The organism is Nocardioides sp. Root190 (assembly GCF_001428565.1).
Classification (GTDB): domain Bacteria; phylum Actinomycetota; class Actinomycetes; order Propionibacteriales; family Nocardioidaceae; genus Nocardioides.
The window spans coordinates 566,244-578,279 of record NZ_LMIA01000009.1 but is presented as its reverse complement, the minus strand read 5'-3'; the positions used below and the strand labels follow the sequence as shown (position 1 = coordinate 578,279).

The 12,036-nt window shown below is 71.3% G+C and carries 12 protein-coding genes; 3 read left to right on the top strand and 9 right to left on the bottom strand.

Annotated elements, in window-relative coordinates:
- Positions 1–4: 4 nt before the first annotated feature.
- Positions 5–1,180 carry a molecular chaperone DnaJ gene (dnaJ, locus tag ASE01_RS12565; RefSeq protein ID WP_056751875.1) on the bottom strand — a complete coding sequence of 392 codons (1,176 nt, stop codon included), beginning with the start codon at positions 1,178–1,180 and terminating at the stop codon, positions 5–7.
- Positions 1,181–1,205: 25 nt separating this feature from the next.
- Positions 1,206–2,231 (bottom strand): heat-inducible transcriptional repressor HrcA, encoded by a 1,026-nt coding sequence (hrcA, locus tag ASE01_RS12560; RefSeq protein ID WP_056752233.1) that lies wholly within the window; start codon positions 2,229–2,231, stop codon positions 1,206–1,208.
- Between the two features lie 163 nt (positions 2,232–2,394).
- Between hrcA and ASE01_RS24410 the strand changes: the two genes are divergently transcribed.
- The 3 genes from ASE01_RS24410 to ASE01_RS12545 are packed head-to-tail and all read left to right on the top strand — an operon-like array spanning position 2,395 to position 4,817.
- Positions 2,395–3,141 carry a hypothetical protein gene (locus ASE01_RS24410; RefSeq protein ID WP_056751872.1) on the top strand — a complete coding sequence of 249 codons (747 nt, stop codon included), beginning with the start codon at positions 2,395–2,397 and terminating at the stop codon, positions 3,139–3,141.
- A 30-nt stretch (positions 3,142–3,171) separates the two neighbouring features.
- Positions 3,172–3,948 carry an MBL fold metallo-hydrolase gene (locus ASE01_RS12550; RefSeq protein ID WP_056751869.1) on the top strand — a complete coding sequence of 259 codons (777 nt, stop codon included), beginning with the start codon at positions 3,172–3,174 and terminating at the stop codon, positions 3,946–3,948.
- 20 nt (positions 3,949–3,968) lie between these two features.
- Positions 3,969–4,817: a DUF3097 domain-containing protein gene (locus ASE01_RS12545; protein ID WP_200958829.1), complete on the top strand. Its 849-nt coding sequence runs from the start codon at positions 3,969–3,971 to the stop codon at positions 4,815–4,817.
- A 36-nt stretch (positions 4,818–4,853) separates the two neighbouring features.
- Here the strand turns inward: ASE01_RS12545 and ASE01_RS12540 are convergent, their stop codons facing one another.
- From ASE01_RS12540 to ASE01_RS12510, 7 genes are all read right to left on the bottom strand, one after another.
- Positions 4,854–5,114, bottom strand: coding sequence for a DUF6752 domain-containing protein (locus ASE01_RS12540; RefSeq protein WP_082606010.1), 261 nt, complete (start codon positions 5,112–5,114; stop codon positions 4,854–4,856).
- The gene (locus ASE01_RS12535) at positions 5,111–6,703 is read right to left on the bottom strand and encodes a class I SAM-dependent methyltransferase (RefSeq protein WP_056751865.1); all 1,593 of its coding nucleotides are present in this window, start codon (positions 6,701–6,703) and stop codon (positions 5,111–5,113) included. The genes ASE01_RS12540 and ASE01_RS12535 overlap by 4 nt, the downstream gene beginning before the upstream one ends.
- Complete coding sequence (locus ASE01_RS12530) at positions 6,700–7,125, bottom strand: adenylyltransferase/cytidyltransferase family protein (RefSeq protein WP_056751861.1); 426 nt, start codon at positions 7,123–7,125, stop codon at positions 6,700–6,702. The genes ASE01_RS12535 and ASE01_RS12530 overlap by 4 nt, the downstream gene beginning before the upstream one ends.
- Before the next feature lie 121 nt (positions 7,126–7,246).
- The gene (gene hemW, locus ASE01_RS12525) at positions 7,247–8,452 is read right to left on the bottom strand and encodes a radical SAM family heme chaperone HemW (protein WP_056751857.1); all 1,206 of its coding nucleotides are present in this window, start codon (positions 8,450–8,452) and stop codon (positions 7,247–7,249) included.
- Positions 8,453–8,464: 12 nt separating this feature from the next.
- Positions 8,465–9,370 carry an intradiol ring-cleavage dioxygenase gene (locus ASE01_RS12520; protein ID WP_056751853.1) on the bottom strand — a complete coding sequence of 302 codons (906 nt, stop codon included), beginning with the start codon at positions 9,368–9,370 and terminating at the stop codon, positions 8,465–8,467.
- A gap of 76 nt (positions 9,371–9,446) precedes the next feature.
- Positions 9,447–11,270: an AMP-dependent synthetase/ligase gene (locus ASE01_RS12515; RefSeq protein WP_056751849.1), complete on the bottom strand. Its 1,824-nt coding sequence runs from the start codon at positions 11,268–11,270 to the stop codon at positions 9,447–9,449.
- Positions 11,271–11,316: 46 nt separating this feature from the next.
- Positions 11,317–12,030 (bottom strand): MOSC domain-containing protein, encoded by a 714-nt coding sequence (locus ASE01_RS12510; protein WP_235535967.1) that lies wholly within the window; start codon positions 12,028–12,030, stop codon positions 11,317–11,319.
- Positions 12,031–12,036 lie beyond the last annotated feature (6 nt).

Sequence of the window (12,036 nt, the reverse complement as noted above, 5' to 3'; positions counted from 1 at the left end):
CGTCTCAGTGGGTGAAGGCGTCGCGGAGCCGGCCGAACATCGACCGGTGGGACGGACGCACGTCGCCGGTGGGCTGCTCCTCGCCACGGAGGGCGGCGAGCTCGCGCAGCAGCTCCTCCTGGCGCGCGTCGAGGCGGGTGGGCGTCTCGATAGCGATGCTCACGATCAGGTCGCCGCGGCCACCGCGCAGACCGGGGACGCCGCGTCCACGCAGCTGCACCTCGTGGCCCGACTGCGTGCCGGCCGGGATGGGCAGCTCGAACCCGGTCTCCAGACCGGAGTCCTCACCCTCGGCGATGTCGGCCTCCAGGGTCGGCATCGTGATGGTGGTGCCGAGGGCGCCTGCGGTCATCGGAACCGAGACCGTGCAGTGCAGGTCGTTGCCGTGGCGCTCGAAGACCGCGTGCTGGGCGACGTGGATCTCGACGTAGAGGTCGCCGGCAGGTCCGCCACCCGGACCGACCTCGCCCTGCTCGGTGAGCTGGACCCGGGTGCCGGTGTCGACACCGGCCGGGATCTTGACGGTGAGGGTACGACGCGAGCGGACCCGGCCGTCGCCGGCGCACTCGCGGCAGGGGTCGGGGATGACCGAGCCGAAGCCACGGCAGGCCGCGCAGGGCCGCAGGGTGCGGATCTCGCCGAGGAAGGACCGCTGCACGTGCGCGACCTCGCCGACACCGCGACAGGTCTCACAGGCCACGGGGTGGCTGCCCGGCGCAGCGCCCTCGCCGTCGCACGCCTCGCAGCGCACAGCGGTGTCGACCTTGAGCTCGCGGGCGACACCGAAGGCCGCCTCGGCGAGCTCGACCTCGATCCGGATCAGCGCGTCCTGGCCGCGGCGTACCCGGGGCCGGGGACCACGACCGCCGCCACCCTGGCCACCGCCACCGCCCTGGCCGCCGAAGAAGGCGTCCATGATGTCGGTGAAGGAGAACCCGGCGCCCTGGCCGCCGCCGAAGCCGCCGCCGAACGGGTCGCCGCCGCGGTCGTAGGACGCCCGCTTCTGCGGGTCCGAGAGGACCTCGTAGGCCGCGGTGACCTGCTTGAAGGTCTCCTGGCTCTCCGGGTCGGGGTTCACGTCCGGGTGCAGCTGCCGGGCCAGGCGCCGGTAGGCCTTCTTGATGGTGTCGGCGTCCGCGTCACGGGCGACGCCGAGCAGCTCGTAGAGGTCTTGACTCACTTCTTCTCCATCAGCTGGGACTCGCTCAGCTCTCGTCGAGGATGCGCGACACGTAGCGCGCAACTGCACGCACGGCCGCCATCGTTCCGGGGTAGTCCATGCGCGTGGGACCGACGATCCCGAGCGACGCCAGGGCATCGTCCGGGCCGTAGCCGGTCGCGACCACGCTGGTCGAGGACAGCTCTTCGTAGGGTCCTTCGGTGCCGATCCGCACCGTGACGGCTCCGCCGCCGCTCGCCTCACCGAGCAGGCGCAGCAGCACGACCTGCTCCTCGAGCGCTTCGAGCAGCGGGCGGATCGAGGTGTCGAAGCTCTCGCCGAACCGGGCCAGGTTGGCCGTGCCACCGACGACCACCCGCTCGTCGGAGCGGTGGTCGCTCATCGCCTCGACCAGCGTGTCCACGACCGCGGTCAGGGCGGCGGGGACCTCCGGGCCGTCGGGGACCGGGCGGACCAGCGCGTCGAGCGCGGCCGCGGCGACGGCGATGATCTCACCGGTGGCAGCGAGGTTGATCCGGGATCGCAGGGCGGCGAGCTCGTCGTCGGCGAGCTCGGCCTCCAGCTCGACGTGGCGCTGCTCGACGCGGCCGCTGCTGAGGATGAGCACCAGGAGCAGGCGGGTCGGCGTCAGCGCGACGACCTCGACGTGGCGCACGGTGGAGCGCGAGAGGCTGGGGTACTGCACCACGGCGACCTGTCGGGTCAGCTGGGCCAGGACCCGGACCGAGCGGTTCACGACGTCGTCGAGGTCCACCGCGCCGTCGAGGAAGCCGGCGATGGCGCGTCGCTCGGCCGTCGTCATCGGCTTGACCGTCGACAGCCGGTCGACGAACAGGCGGTAGCCCTTGTCGGTGGGCACGCGGCCGGCGCTCGTGTGGGGCTGGGCGAGGAAGCCCTCGTCCTCCAGCGCGGCCATGTCGTTGCGGATAGTGGCCGGCGAGACGTTGAGGTGGTGGCGCTCGACCAGGGCCTTGGAACCGACCGGCTCCTCCGTCGCGACGTAGTCCTGGACGATCGCGCGCAGCACGGCGAGCCTGCGTTCCTCCTGCATGCCCACCTCCTGGGTGATGTCGACGCTCTGGCACTCCGCTCCGAGGAGTGCCAATGCTACCGCCGGTCCCCCGGAATGCCCGGACCGTGGGACACGAGGCTTCCGACACGTCGCACTGGGTAGTAGGTTAGGCTCACCTAAGACCCGATCGAAGGAGCAGGCCATGTCCCTGGACCCCGGCATCGACGCCAGCCGCGCCGACGTGCACCGACTGGCGGCCGCAGCCCGCAGCATCCTGGCGTGCCCGGCCGACGTACGCCTGGTCGTCGACGGCATCGACGACGTCACCGCAGGCCTCGAGGACGCGCACCTGGAGATGCAGGACCACGGCGGCCTCCCGATGTTCTCCTGCCCGGCCGACGCCGCCCTGGCCGTCGCGGCCACCGACCGCAGGGGCGCACTGCTCACGCTGCGCAGCGGCCTGGGCCGCGCCGGGTCCTCTGACCGGGACGCGACCCTGACCCTCTCCGGACGCCTGGAGGCCAGCGGCCTCGAGGAGTGCGAGTGCTGCGCCGAGGTGCGGATGCGGATCACGCTGCACCTCGACTTCGCCGTGCTCGCCCGCGAGGGCGATGACCACGCCCCCGACGACGCCCGCATCCGCGTCCCCCTGCACGCCTTCGCGAGCCGGGCCCACGACCTCAACCGCGGCTTCCTGCAGCGCTCGGTCGAGCACGCCAACGTGTGCCACCAGGACGAGCTGCGACGCGCGATCGCCACCCGCACCTCCACCCGGCTCGGCGACATCCTCGGCGTCCACCTCGCCGAGCTCAGCGCCTCGAGCGTCGTGCTGCAGTGGGTGGACCTCACCGGGTCCCACCAGAGCGAGCTGCACTTCCCCCGTTCCGCCACCAGCACCCCCGAGCTCGGCGAGCTCCTGCGCTCCGAGCTCCACGCCGGCCTGTGTTGACCTGGATCACGCCCTCGCTACGGTGAGCGGGTGCCGTTCACCGAAGTAGCCGACCGGATCTGGGTGCGCCGCGTCGCGTCGTACGACGTCAACCTGGTCGCGATCCGGGGCGAGCGTGGCTTCGTGGTCGTCGACACCCTCGCCACCCCCGCAGAGGCCGACGAGGCCATCGCCGCGCTGGGCGACCTGGGGCCGGGACCGGTCCTCGCCGTGGTCAACACCCACGACCACTTCGACCACGTCCTGGGCAATGCGGCCTTCCGCACGCACTACGACGGCGTCCCGATCCACGCGACCGAGGAGGCCGCGGCGCAGACCGACCCGGCCGCACCGCCGGCCGACCACACCTTCTCCAGCGCGGTGGTCATCGACCTCGGGGACCGTCAGGTCGAGCTCATCCACCCCGGCCGCGGCCACACGGCCGGGGACCTGGTGGTGCGTGTCCCCGACGCGGACGTCCTGCTCACGGGCGACCTGGTCGAGGAGTCCGCACCTCCCTCGTTCGGTGCGGACTCGTGGCCCCTGGAGTGGCCGCAGACCCTCGACCTGGTGATCGGTCTGCTCACCCCGGCCTCGGTCGTCGTCCCCGGTCACGGCGCCGTCGTCGACCGGAGCTTCGTGGAGACCCAGTGCGACGAGCTGCGCGCGGTCGCCGAGACCCTGCGCGACCTGGTCTCGCGCGGCGTGCCCGAGGCCGAGGCGATCGCCTCCGCGACGTGGCCCTTCCCCGTCGACGCCCTGCACCACGCGGTCCCCCGCGCCTACGCCCAGCTCCCCCGGGCGCGCCGCCACCTGCCGATGGCCTGAACCGCCTAGGTTGGTCCGTCGTGGATCGCTACGGGACCGATGTGCTGGCAGGTGACTGGAAGGTCCCCAAGCGGGGCCGCGCGGTGGAGACGCCCGCCGATCCCGGCCTGGTCGTCGAAGAGGTCACCACGGACTGGTGCGGCGAGATCGTCGCGTTCGACCGCGACCTGGACACCGTGACCCTCGAGGACCGCCGCGGCAAGCGGCGTACCTTCCCCCTCGGCCCGGGCTTCCTGCTCGAGGGCAAGCCGGTCATCCTCACCCCGCCCCTGGGCGCGAACGCAGCAGGCCCGCAGAAGCCGACGCGTACGGCGAGCGGCTCGATCGCCGTCCATGACGTGAAGGCCCGCGTCGCCCGGGCCAGCCGCATCTTCGTCGAGGGCCGGCACGACGCCGAGCTCGTCGAGAAGGTCTGGGGCGACGACCTGCGCATCGAGGGCGTGGTCGTGGAGTTCCTCGGCGGCGTCGACGACCTGGCCGATCACCTGCGCGACTTCAAGCCGGGTCCGAACCGACGCGTCGGCGTCCTGGTCGACCATCTCGTGCCGGGCTCCAAGGAGAGCCGGATCGCCCAGGGCATCAAGAAGTCCCCGGTCGGCAAGGACGTGCTGATCGTCGGGCACCCGTTCATCGACATCTGGCAGGCCGTGAAGCCCGAGCGACTCGGGTTCACCGAGTGGCCGTCGGTCCCGCGCAGCATCGACTGGAAGAAGGGCACCTGCCAGCAGCTCGGCTGGCCGCACCGCGACCAGGCCGACATCGCCCGGGCATGGAAGCACGTCCTCGGGGGCGTGCGCGGATTCCAGGACCTCGACCCGACCCTGTTGGGACGGGTCGAGGAGCTGATCGACTTCGTGACGGCGGTCTGAGGCCGGTCCGGATCCGTCCGGCCGGGCTCGGCGGGGTCAGAGACCCTGCTGGTACCTGCTCAGCACCTCGTCCACCCGGTCCTGGTCACGCGCATCGAGCGGGATCAGCAGCTCGGTGACGACGTCGGTCAGCTCGGCGATACGGCGGTTGAGCTGACGGTTCTCCTGGACCTCGGCCTCGAGCACGCGGACCCGGTCCCGCAGGCTGACGCGGCCGCGGATCCGCTCGACGACGGGGCCGGGCAGGCGATCGCGAGCCTGCGACCGGAGCCGGGTCCGGATCTCGTGGGTGCTCATCGGGTCTCCTCGGTGGGTGCAGCGGAGGCCGGCGCGGTGGGCGCGGGCCAGACGGCGCGGATCCGGCACACGGCCAGGTCCGGGTGGTCGAACATGTCCTGACCGGGGGCGAGGGTGATCCGCTCGACGATCCCGCCGGACCTCTCGATCCCGGCCCGGACGGCGGCGGGGTCGACGCGGCGGACCAGTCCGTCCGGCTCGACCGCAGTGCCGGCCGCGGTGTCGGGCACCTGGTCGTCGACGGCCTGGAACTCCAGGAACAGCGAGCCCCCACCGGGCCGGAGCGCCATCCGCGCGAGCAGCCAGAGCTGGTCCAGCGCGGCGTCGTCCAGGCACCCCAGGAGGTGGCGGGCGTAGAGGTGGTGGGGGTCGCGGGCGAGCCGCGTGCCCAGGCTCAGCGTCGAACGCAGCTCGCCGAGGATCAGCTGCCCGGCCTCGACCTCGAGGCCCCGGTGGCGCGCCAGACGGCGTACCCGTCCCAGACCCGCGCGGGAGAAGTCCACGGCCCCGGTGCGGTGGCCCTGACGGGCGAACCAGAGTGCGTCGCGTCCGGTCCCGGTGCCGAGGTCGAGCACCGGGAGGTCCCCGAGCTGCGGCTCGACCCATCGCGCGAAGGGCGAGGCCGTGCGCGGCACGTCGGTGACCCGGGGGCCGTTGAGGAACCCGGTCCACAGCCCCATCTCCGAGCGGAAGCCGCGGAGCCAGCCGTCGAGACGTCGTACGCCGTCCGGCGGGTCCTCGTAGCGGAAGGACGGGTCGGGCGTGCGCCAGTGCGGCCCGTAGAGGAAGGCGAGCATCGCCTCGGGGTCGCGCGGGGCGGGGAACTCGTGGCCATGGAGCTCGATCGTCGAGAACGGCTCGATCGACGAGCGCGGCAGCGAGCCGCTGCGGTTGCCGAGCTGGAAGAAGGTGTCGCCGACGTGGAACGCCACGAACACGTCGATGTGGCAGATCCGGCCGTCGGAGAGCGGCAGGAGCAGCTTGATGTCGCCGCCGGACATGCGCAGGAGGTTCCAGCCGAGGGCGCGCATGGCGCGCGAGATCCGGTAGGACTCGGCGATGATGTCGGCCGGCGAGGTGTGGTCCGAGAGGTAGCAGAGGTCGGTGTCGGAGTCGTGGGCGAGCATCCGGCCCTCGCGGATCGCCCCCAGGAGCGCGCCGTAGTTGAGGTAGGCGTTCACGCCGGCGTGCTCGCGCAGGTCGTCGAGCGCCCGCCTGGTCCCGACCAGGATCTCCTGCTGGACAGCCTCTCCGGTGTCCGCGAAGGAACGGGCGAGGTGGCCGACCTTGTCGACGCTGAGCCGGTTGCCCTGCGCGTCGACGACCGCGAGCGGGCCCTCCCCGGCACCGAGACCGACCTCGGCATCGTGCAGGACCTCCTCGCCGGTGGTGTCGGTGATCCGGATCCGGCCGCGGCCGGACAGGAACGGTCGCAGGACTCCGGGCCACGGCACCAGCACTCCCCCGCTGCGACGCACCCCGTCGCGGTCGGGGGTCAGCGACCAGACGTAGTGGCCGTCGATCTCGACGAGGAACGGACGCGAGGCTGCAGGAAGGAGGATGCCGTCGTCGGAGACGACGGTGGTCATGACGCCCCGCGGTGGGCGAGCGCCTTGCGCAGCGCCGTCGAGGAGGTCTGGAGGGTGTAGGGGAAGTAGGTGACCTGGACGCCCAGCGCCGCCATCTCCTGCTCGAGGCGGCGTCCCTTGGCCGTGCCCTGCCAGTCGTCACCCTTGAAAATCCGGTGGAAGCCCACGTCACGCCAGGAGTCGGTCTTGCTCGTGGTGTCCTCGGCGTAGACGGCGTCGACGATGCCGATCGCCTCCACGATCTCCAGTCGCTCCGAGAGCGGGACGGTGGGCTGCACGCCCTTCGTCTCCAGGCAGACCTCGTCAGCCACCACCCCGGCCACCAGCACGTCACACCACTGGCGCGCCTGGCGCAGGGCGTTGAGGTGACCGATGTGGAACAGGTCGAAGGCACCCGGCACGTAGCCGATCACGGGACCCATCGAAGCCTCCTAGCGGGACAGCGCCGTCCTTCGGCACCTATTTCTACTGTATCACTAGAGTTAATGGGCAATGAAGTCGCGGCCACCACCGCGCGGCGGGGCAGGGCCGGGTCAGGCCGAGTCAGGCCAGGAGGGTGTGCACGACGCCGTCGGCCAGCAGCCGGCCACGGCGGGTGAGGACCAGGCGGTCGGCGCGGTCCTCGATCAGGTCGTCGGCGACGAGGCCGCGCAGGACCGCGGGGTCCTCGAGCAGCGAGACGTCCAGGCCCTCGCGCAGGCGCACCTCGAGCAGGACCCGCTCCACGCGACGGGTCGCCGCATCGAGGACCTCGCGGGCGTGCGCCGGGCTGTCGCCGGCGGCCAGCCGGCCGGCGTACGCCGCCGGGTGCTTGACGTTCCACCAGCGGACCCCGCCGACGTGGGAGTGCGCACCGGGCCCCACGCCCCACCAGTCCGCGCCGGTCCAGTAGGCCAGGTTGTGGCGGCACCGGGCCCGGTCGTCGCGGGCCCAGTTGGACACCTCGTACCACCCGAGACCGGCGTCGACGAGGCGCTCGTCGGCCTGGACGTACTTGTCGGCGAGATCGTCGTCGTCGGGCATCGGCAGCTCACCGCGGCGCACCCGGCGCGCGAGCGCGGTGCCGTCCTCGACGATGAGGGAGTACGCCGACACGTGGTCCGGCGAGCACGCCAGGGCCGCGTCGAGGGTGGTCTCCCAGTCGTCGGCACTCTCCCCCGGCGTGCCGTAGATCAGGTCGAGGCTGATCTGCTCGAAGCCTGCGGACCGTGCGGCCTCCACCACGCGCGGCACCCGCTCGGGATCGTGGGTGCGATCCAGGACCGCCAGCACCGACGGCACCGCGGACTGCATCCCGAAGGACACCCGGGTGAACCCGGCCTCCCGCAACGCGGTCAGGTAGTCGAGGTCGACCGAGTCCGGGTTGGCCTCCGTCGTCACCTCGGCGCCCGGCGCGAGTCCGAAGGTGTCGTCGATCGCGCCGAGGATCCTGCCCAGGTCGGCTGCCGGCAGCAGCGTCGGCGTCCCGCCACCGAGGAAGACGGTCCCCACCTCCGGCGCCTGCTCACCCAGCACACGGCGGGCCAGGTGCACCTCGGCGACCGCCTGGTCGGCGTACGTCGACCGGGAGACACCGGGTCCGAGCTCCTCGGCCGTGTAGGTGTTGAAGTCGCAGTAGCCGCACCGCACCGAGCAGAACGGCACGTGGGCGTAGAACCCGAACGGGCGCTGGCCGAGCTCGGCGAGCGCCGCGGGTGGGAGTCCTCCGTCACTGGGGGCGGGATCTCCCTCGGGCAACGCGGACGGCACACGCCCAGTGTCTCAGACCGGGATGTTGAGCGTGACGGTGTAGCCCGCCTCGACCGAACCGGTCACCTTCGCGAGCTGGAGCGAGTGCCCGTCGCTGAAGATGTTGTCGGTCTCCAGGCTCAGCTGTCCCAGGTTGCTGACGCTCGTCTCGTAGCCCTCGGTGGCGTAGACGGTGTCGCAGACGTCCTGGGGCAGCGCCAGCTGCGAGGTCCGCAGCTTGTTGTCGGCGCTGGTGGCCTTCGACAGGCTCTCGTAGACCTCGAAGTGCATGTGCGGCCAGCGACCGGTGTAACAGGCAGGGAAGATGGTGGTGAAGCTCAGGTTGCCGTCGTCGTCGGCCTCCTGGACCCCGCGCAGGTAGTTCTCCTCGGTGACCTGGTCGTCGTACATCGAGTAGCGGCCCTCGCGGTCGCAGTGCCACAGGTAGACCGCGGCACCGGCGAGCGGGGTGATCGACTCGCCGTTGAGGTCGTAGACCTTCAGCTTCACCGTCGTGGGGATGCCCTCCGCCACGCCTGACGCCGAGCCGAAGCTCGTGGTCAGGTCGCTGCGGACCACACCCGACTCGGTCAACACGTTCGGACCGTTGCTGCCGTCGCCCGGGTAGGGACCGGCCGTCTCCTCGGGGATCTCCCCCTCGGCGACCTCGACGCTGCTCTCGCCGCCCATCCCGCCGGGACCACCCTCGGGCGGCGCTCCCCCGCCGCCGGGACCACCGTCGGCGCTCGCGGAGGCGTCCGTGCTGGCCGAGGTGGACGAGCTGGTCGTCGTACCGTCCGTGCCGCAGGCGGTCAGGGCCGCAGCGGCCCCGACCCCGCCCAGGAGGCCGAACAGCCCACGACGCGCCATGATCTTCGGCAGGTCGTGGGCCAGTCCGAGGTCGTGCTCTTCGGTCTCGTCAGCGTGGTGGTGGCTCATGCGGACCAGTCTGCGCCGCACTCCTGTGCACTTCCTGTGGAGTCCCTGTAGGAGCGCCCAGTCCCCACACGCGGCTCTAGCCGTAGAAGCTGGCGATCAGTTCCTTGTTGTTGGCCTCGACGATGTTGCGCTTGACCTTCAGCGACGGCGTCAGCTCACCGGACTCGATCGTCAGGTCGTGGTCGAGCAGCTTCCACTTCTTGACGGTCTCCCAGCGGTTGAGCTGGGCGTTGAGCAGGTCGACGTACCCGGCCACCATCGACTGCACGGCCTCGTCGTTGACCAGGGCGGTGTAGTCGGTGCCCGCCTTGCCGTTCTCGGCCGCCCAGCCGGCGATGGCGTCGGGGTCGAGCGTGATCAGGGCCGAGACGAAGTTGCGCTCGGCGCCGAAGACCATGAACTGGCTGACGTAGGGGCACAGCGCCTTGAACTTGGCCTCGAGCGCCGGTGGGGCGATGTACTTGCCGCCGGAGGTCTTGAAGAGCTCCTTGATCCGGCCGGTGATCTTGAGGAAGCCGTCGGAGTCGAGCTCGCCCTTGTCGCCGGTGCGCAGCCACCCGTCGGCGGTCAGTGCCTCGGCGGTCGCCTCGTCGCGGTTGTGGTAGCCGGCCATGATGTGCGGGCCCTTGAGCTGGACCTCACCGCCGTCGCCGATGCGGACCTCGGTGCCGGGGAACGGCTGGCCGACGGTGCCGAGCTTGTAGGCGTCCGGGTGGTTGACCGTGGCGCCAGCGGCGTTCTCGGTCATGCCGTAGCCCTCGAGGATGAGGATGCCGGCGGCGTGGAACCACGCGGCGATCTCGGCGTTGAGGGCAGCCGAGCCGGAGATGAAGAACTTGACCCGTCCACCGAAGCGGTCACGGACCTTGCTGAAGACCAGCTTGTCGAACAGGCCGTGCTGGAGCTTCAGCGGCAGCGGGACGGACTTGCCGGCGAGCCGGAGCTCGTCGACCTTGGCGCCGACCTCGAAGGCCCTCTTGAAGATCTTCTCCTTGGCACCGCCCTCGGCGGCCTGCATGGTGACGATCCGCGCGTGCGCCTTCTCGAAGATGCGCGGCGCGGCGCCCATGAAGGTCGGCTTCACGATGCCGAGGTTCTCGACGATCTTGTCGACCCGGCCGTCGATCGCGGTGGCGAAGCCACAGGCGAGCTGCGTGGAGAGCAGCACCTTGCCGAACGAGTGGGCCATCGGGAGCCAGAGGAACTGCAGGTCGTCCTCGTCGAGGATCCCCTGGGCCTTGATCGCCTCGCCCTCGAACACCCACGCCTTGTGCAGCGTGCGCACGCCCTTGGGCTTGCCGGTCGTCCCGGAGGTGTAGATCAGCGTCGCGAGGTGGTCGGGCGCGATCGATCGGGCGACCACCTCGACCGCATCGGGGGTGGCCGCGAGGTGCGCGTCACCGAGCTCGGAGAGCTGCTCGAGGGAGAGCACCCAGTCGTCGTCGGCGAGCGCGGGGTCGAAGGAGATGACCTTCGCCAGCGCGGGGAGGTCGGCGCGGTGGTCGCGCAGCTTGGCGAGCTGGGTCTCGTCCTCCGCGAAGACGATCACGCTCCCGGAGTCCCCGACGATGTACGCCGTGTCCTCGGCGCCCGTGGAGGGGTAGACCGTCGTGGTCGCGCCGCCGGCGCACATGACGGCGAGGTCGGCCAGGATCCACTCGTAACGGGTGGAGGCCGCGATCCCGACGCGCTGTTCGGGCTCGAGGCCCAGGGAGATCAGGCCTGCGGCGAGGCGCCGGACCCGGTCACCGGCCTGACGCCAGGTCACCGACTCCCAGGCCTCACCACGCGGGAAGCGGAAGGCTTCCCGGTTGGCGCTCGCTTCCACCCGCTCCAGGAACTGCACGGCGCAGTTCTGGGGGAGGTCGTCGAGGAACTTCGTGTCGTGATTGATGGGCATGACGCTCCTGCATGCTCGTCCGAGACCGGCCTAACTGATCAGTAACCTAGATCACCGGTTCAACAGGAGGAAGCGGCGGCACCGCCTGTCGGACGAATTCCTCCGCTTTCACGCGCACTTTGTCGAGCAGCCCGTCGATCACGAGGAGCTCGGGCAGCCGGCTCCGGTCGGTGTTGAGGGCCACGAACATGTCGCGGATGCTCACCCCGTGGCCGGGCCGGTGGACGATGTCGATCGGTGCGCCGGCGGTGATGGTGCCGGTCTGGATCACCCGGAAGTACGGACCGGGCCGGGCTTCGGCGGTGAATCTCTTGACCCAGGCCCGCGGCTCGTAGCCGCTCTCCCCCATCCAGCCCTTGAAGTCGTTGCAGGGCGTGCGGACGTGGACGGCCTCGAGCAGGATCCCGTCGACCTCGTCCCCGATCCGCAGGCGGGTGCCGACCTCGAGCGCGTTGAGGTCGATCCCCTCGGTGGTGAGGTTCTCGCCGAACTGCCCCGCACGGATCGGTCGACCGAGCTCGGCCTCCCAGAAGTCGAGGTCCTCGCGGGCGTAGGCATAGACGGCCTGGTCCGGACCACCGTGGTGGCGGGTGTCGGAGACGGTGTCGCCCTCGATGCCGAGCTCGTGGACCGCGACCGGACCCGTCAGGTTGGACTTGTCGATCGAGGTGCGGCCCAGGGCCGCCCACTCCTTCGACTGCGAGAGCCCCGCGCTGATGGCGAGGACGGAGGGGGGCGGCGACGGGATCGGTGAGGACACCGGACC

What these genes read in the sequence shown, in the direction of transcription:
- ASE01_RS24410 (WP_056751872.1), top strand. Translation starts at nt 2,395, where the DNA reads ATGTCCCTGGACCCCGGCATCGACGCCAGCCGCGCCGACGTGCACCGA.
- hrcA (WP_056752233.1), bottom strand. Translation starts at nt 2,231, where the DNA reads ATGCAGGAGGAACGCAGGCTCGCCGTGCTGCGCGCGATCGTCCAGGAC.
- ASE01_RS12540 (WP_082606010.1), bottom strand. Translation starts at nt 5,114, where the DNA reads ATGAGCACCCACGAGATCCGGACCCGGCTCCGGTCGCAGGCTCGCGAT.
- ASE01_RS12535 (WP_056751865.1), bottom strand. Translation starts at nt 6,703, where the DNA reads ATGACCACCGTCGTCTCCGACGACGGCATCCTCCTTCCTGCAGCCTCG.
- ASE01_RS12530 (WP_056751861.1), bottom strand. Translation starts at nt 7,125, where the DNA reads ATGGGTCCCGTGATCGGCTACGTGCCGGGTGCCTTCGACCTGTTCCAC.
- ASE01_RS12515 (WP_056751849.1), bottom strand. Translation starts at nt 11,270, where the DNA reads ATGCCCATCAATCACGACACGAAGTTCCTCGACGACCTCCCCCAGAAC.
- ASE01_RS12520 (WP_056751853.1), bottom strand. Translation starts at nt 9,370, where the DNA reads ATGAGCCACCACCACGCTGACGAGACCGAAGAGCACGACCTCGGACTG.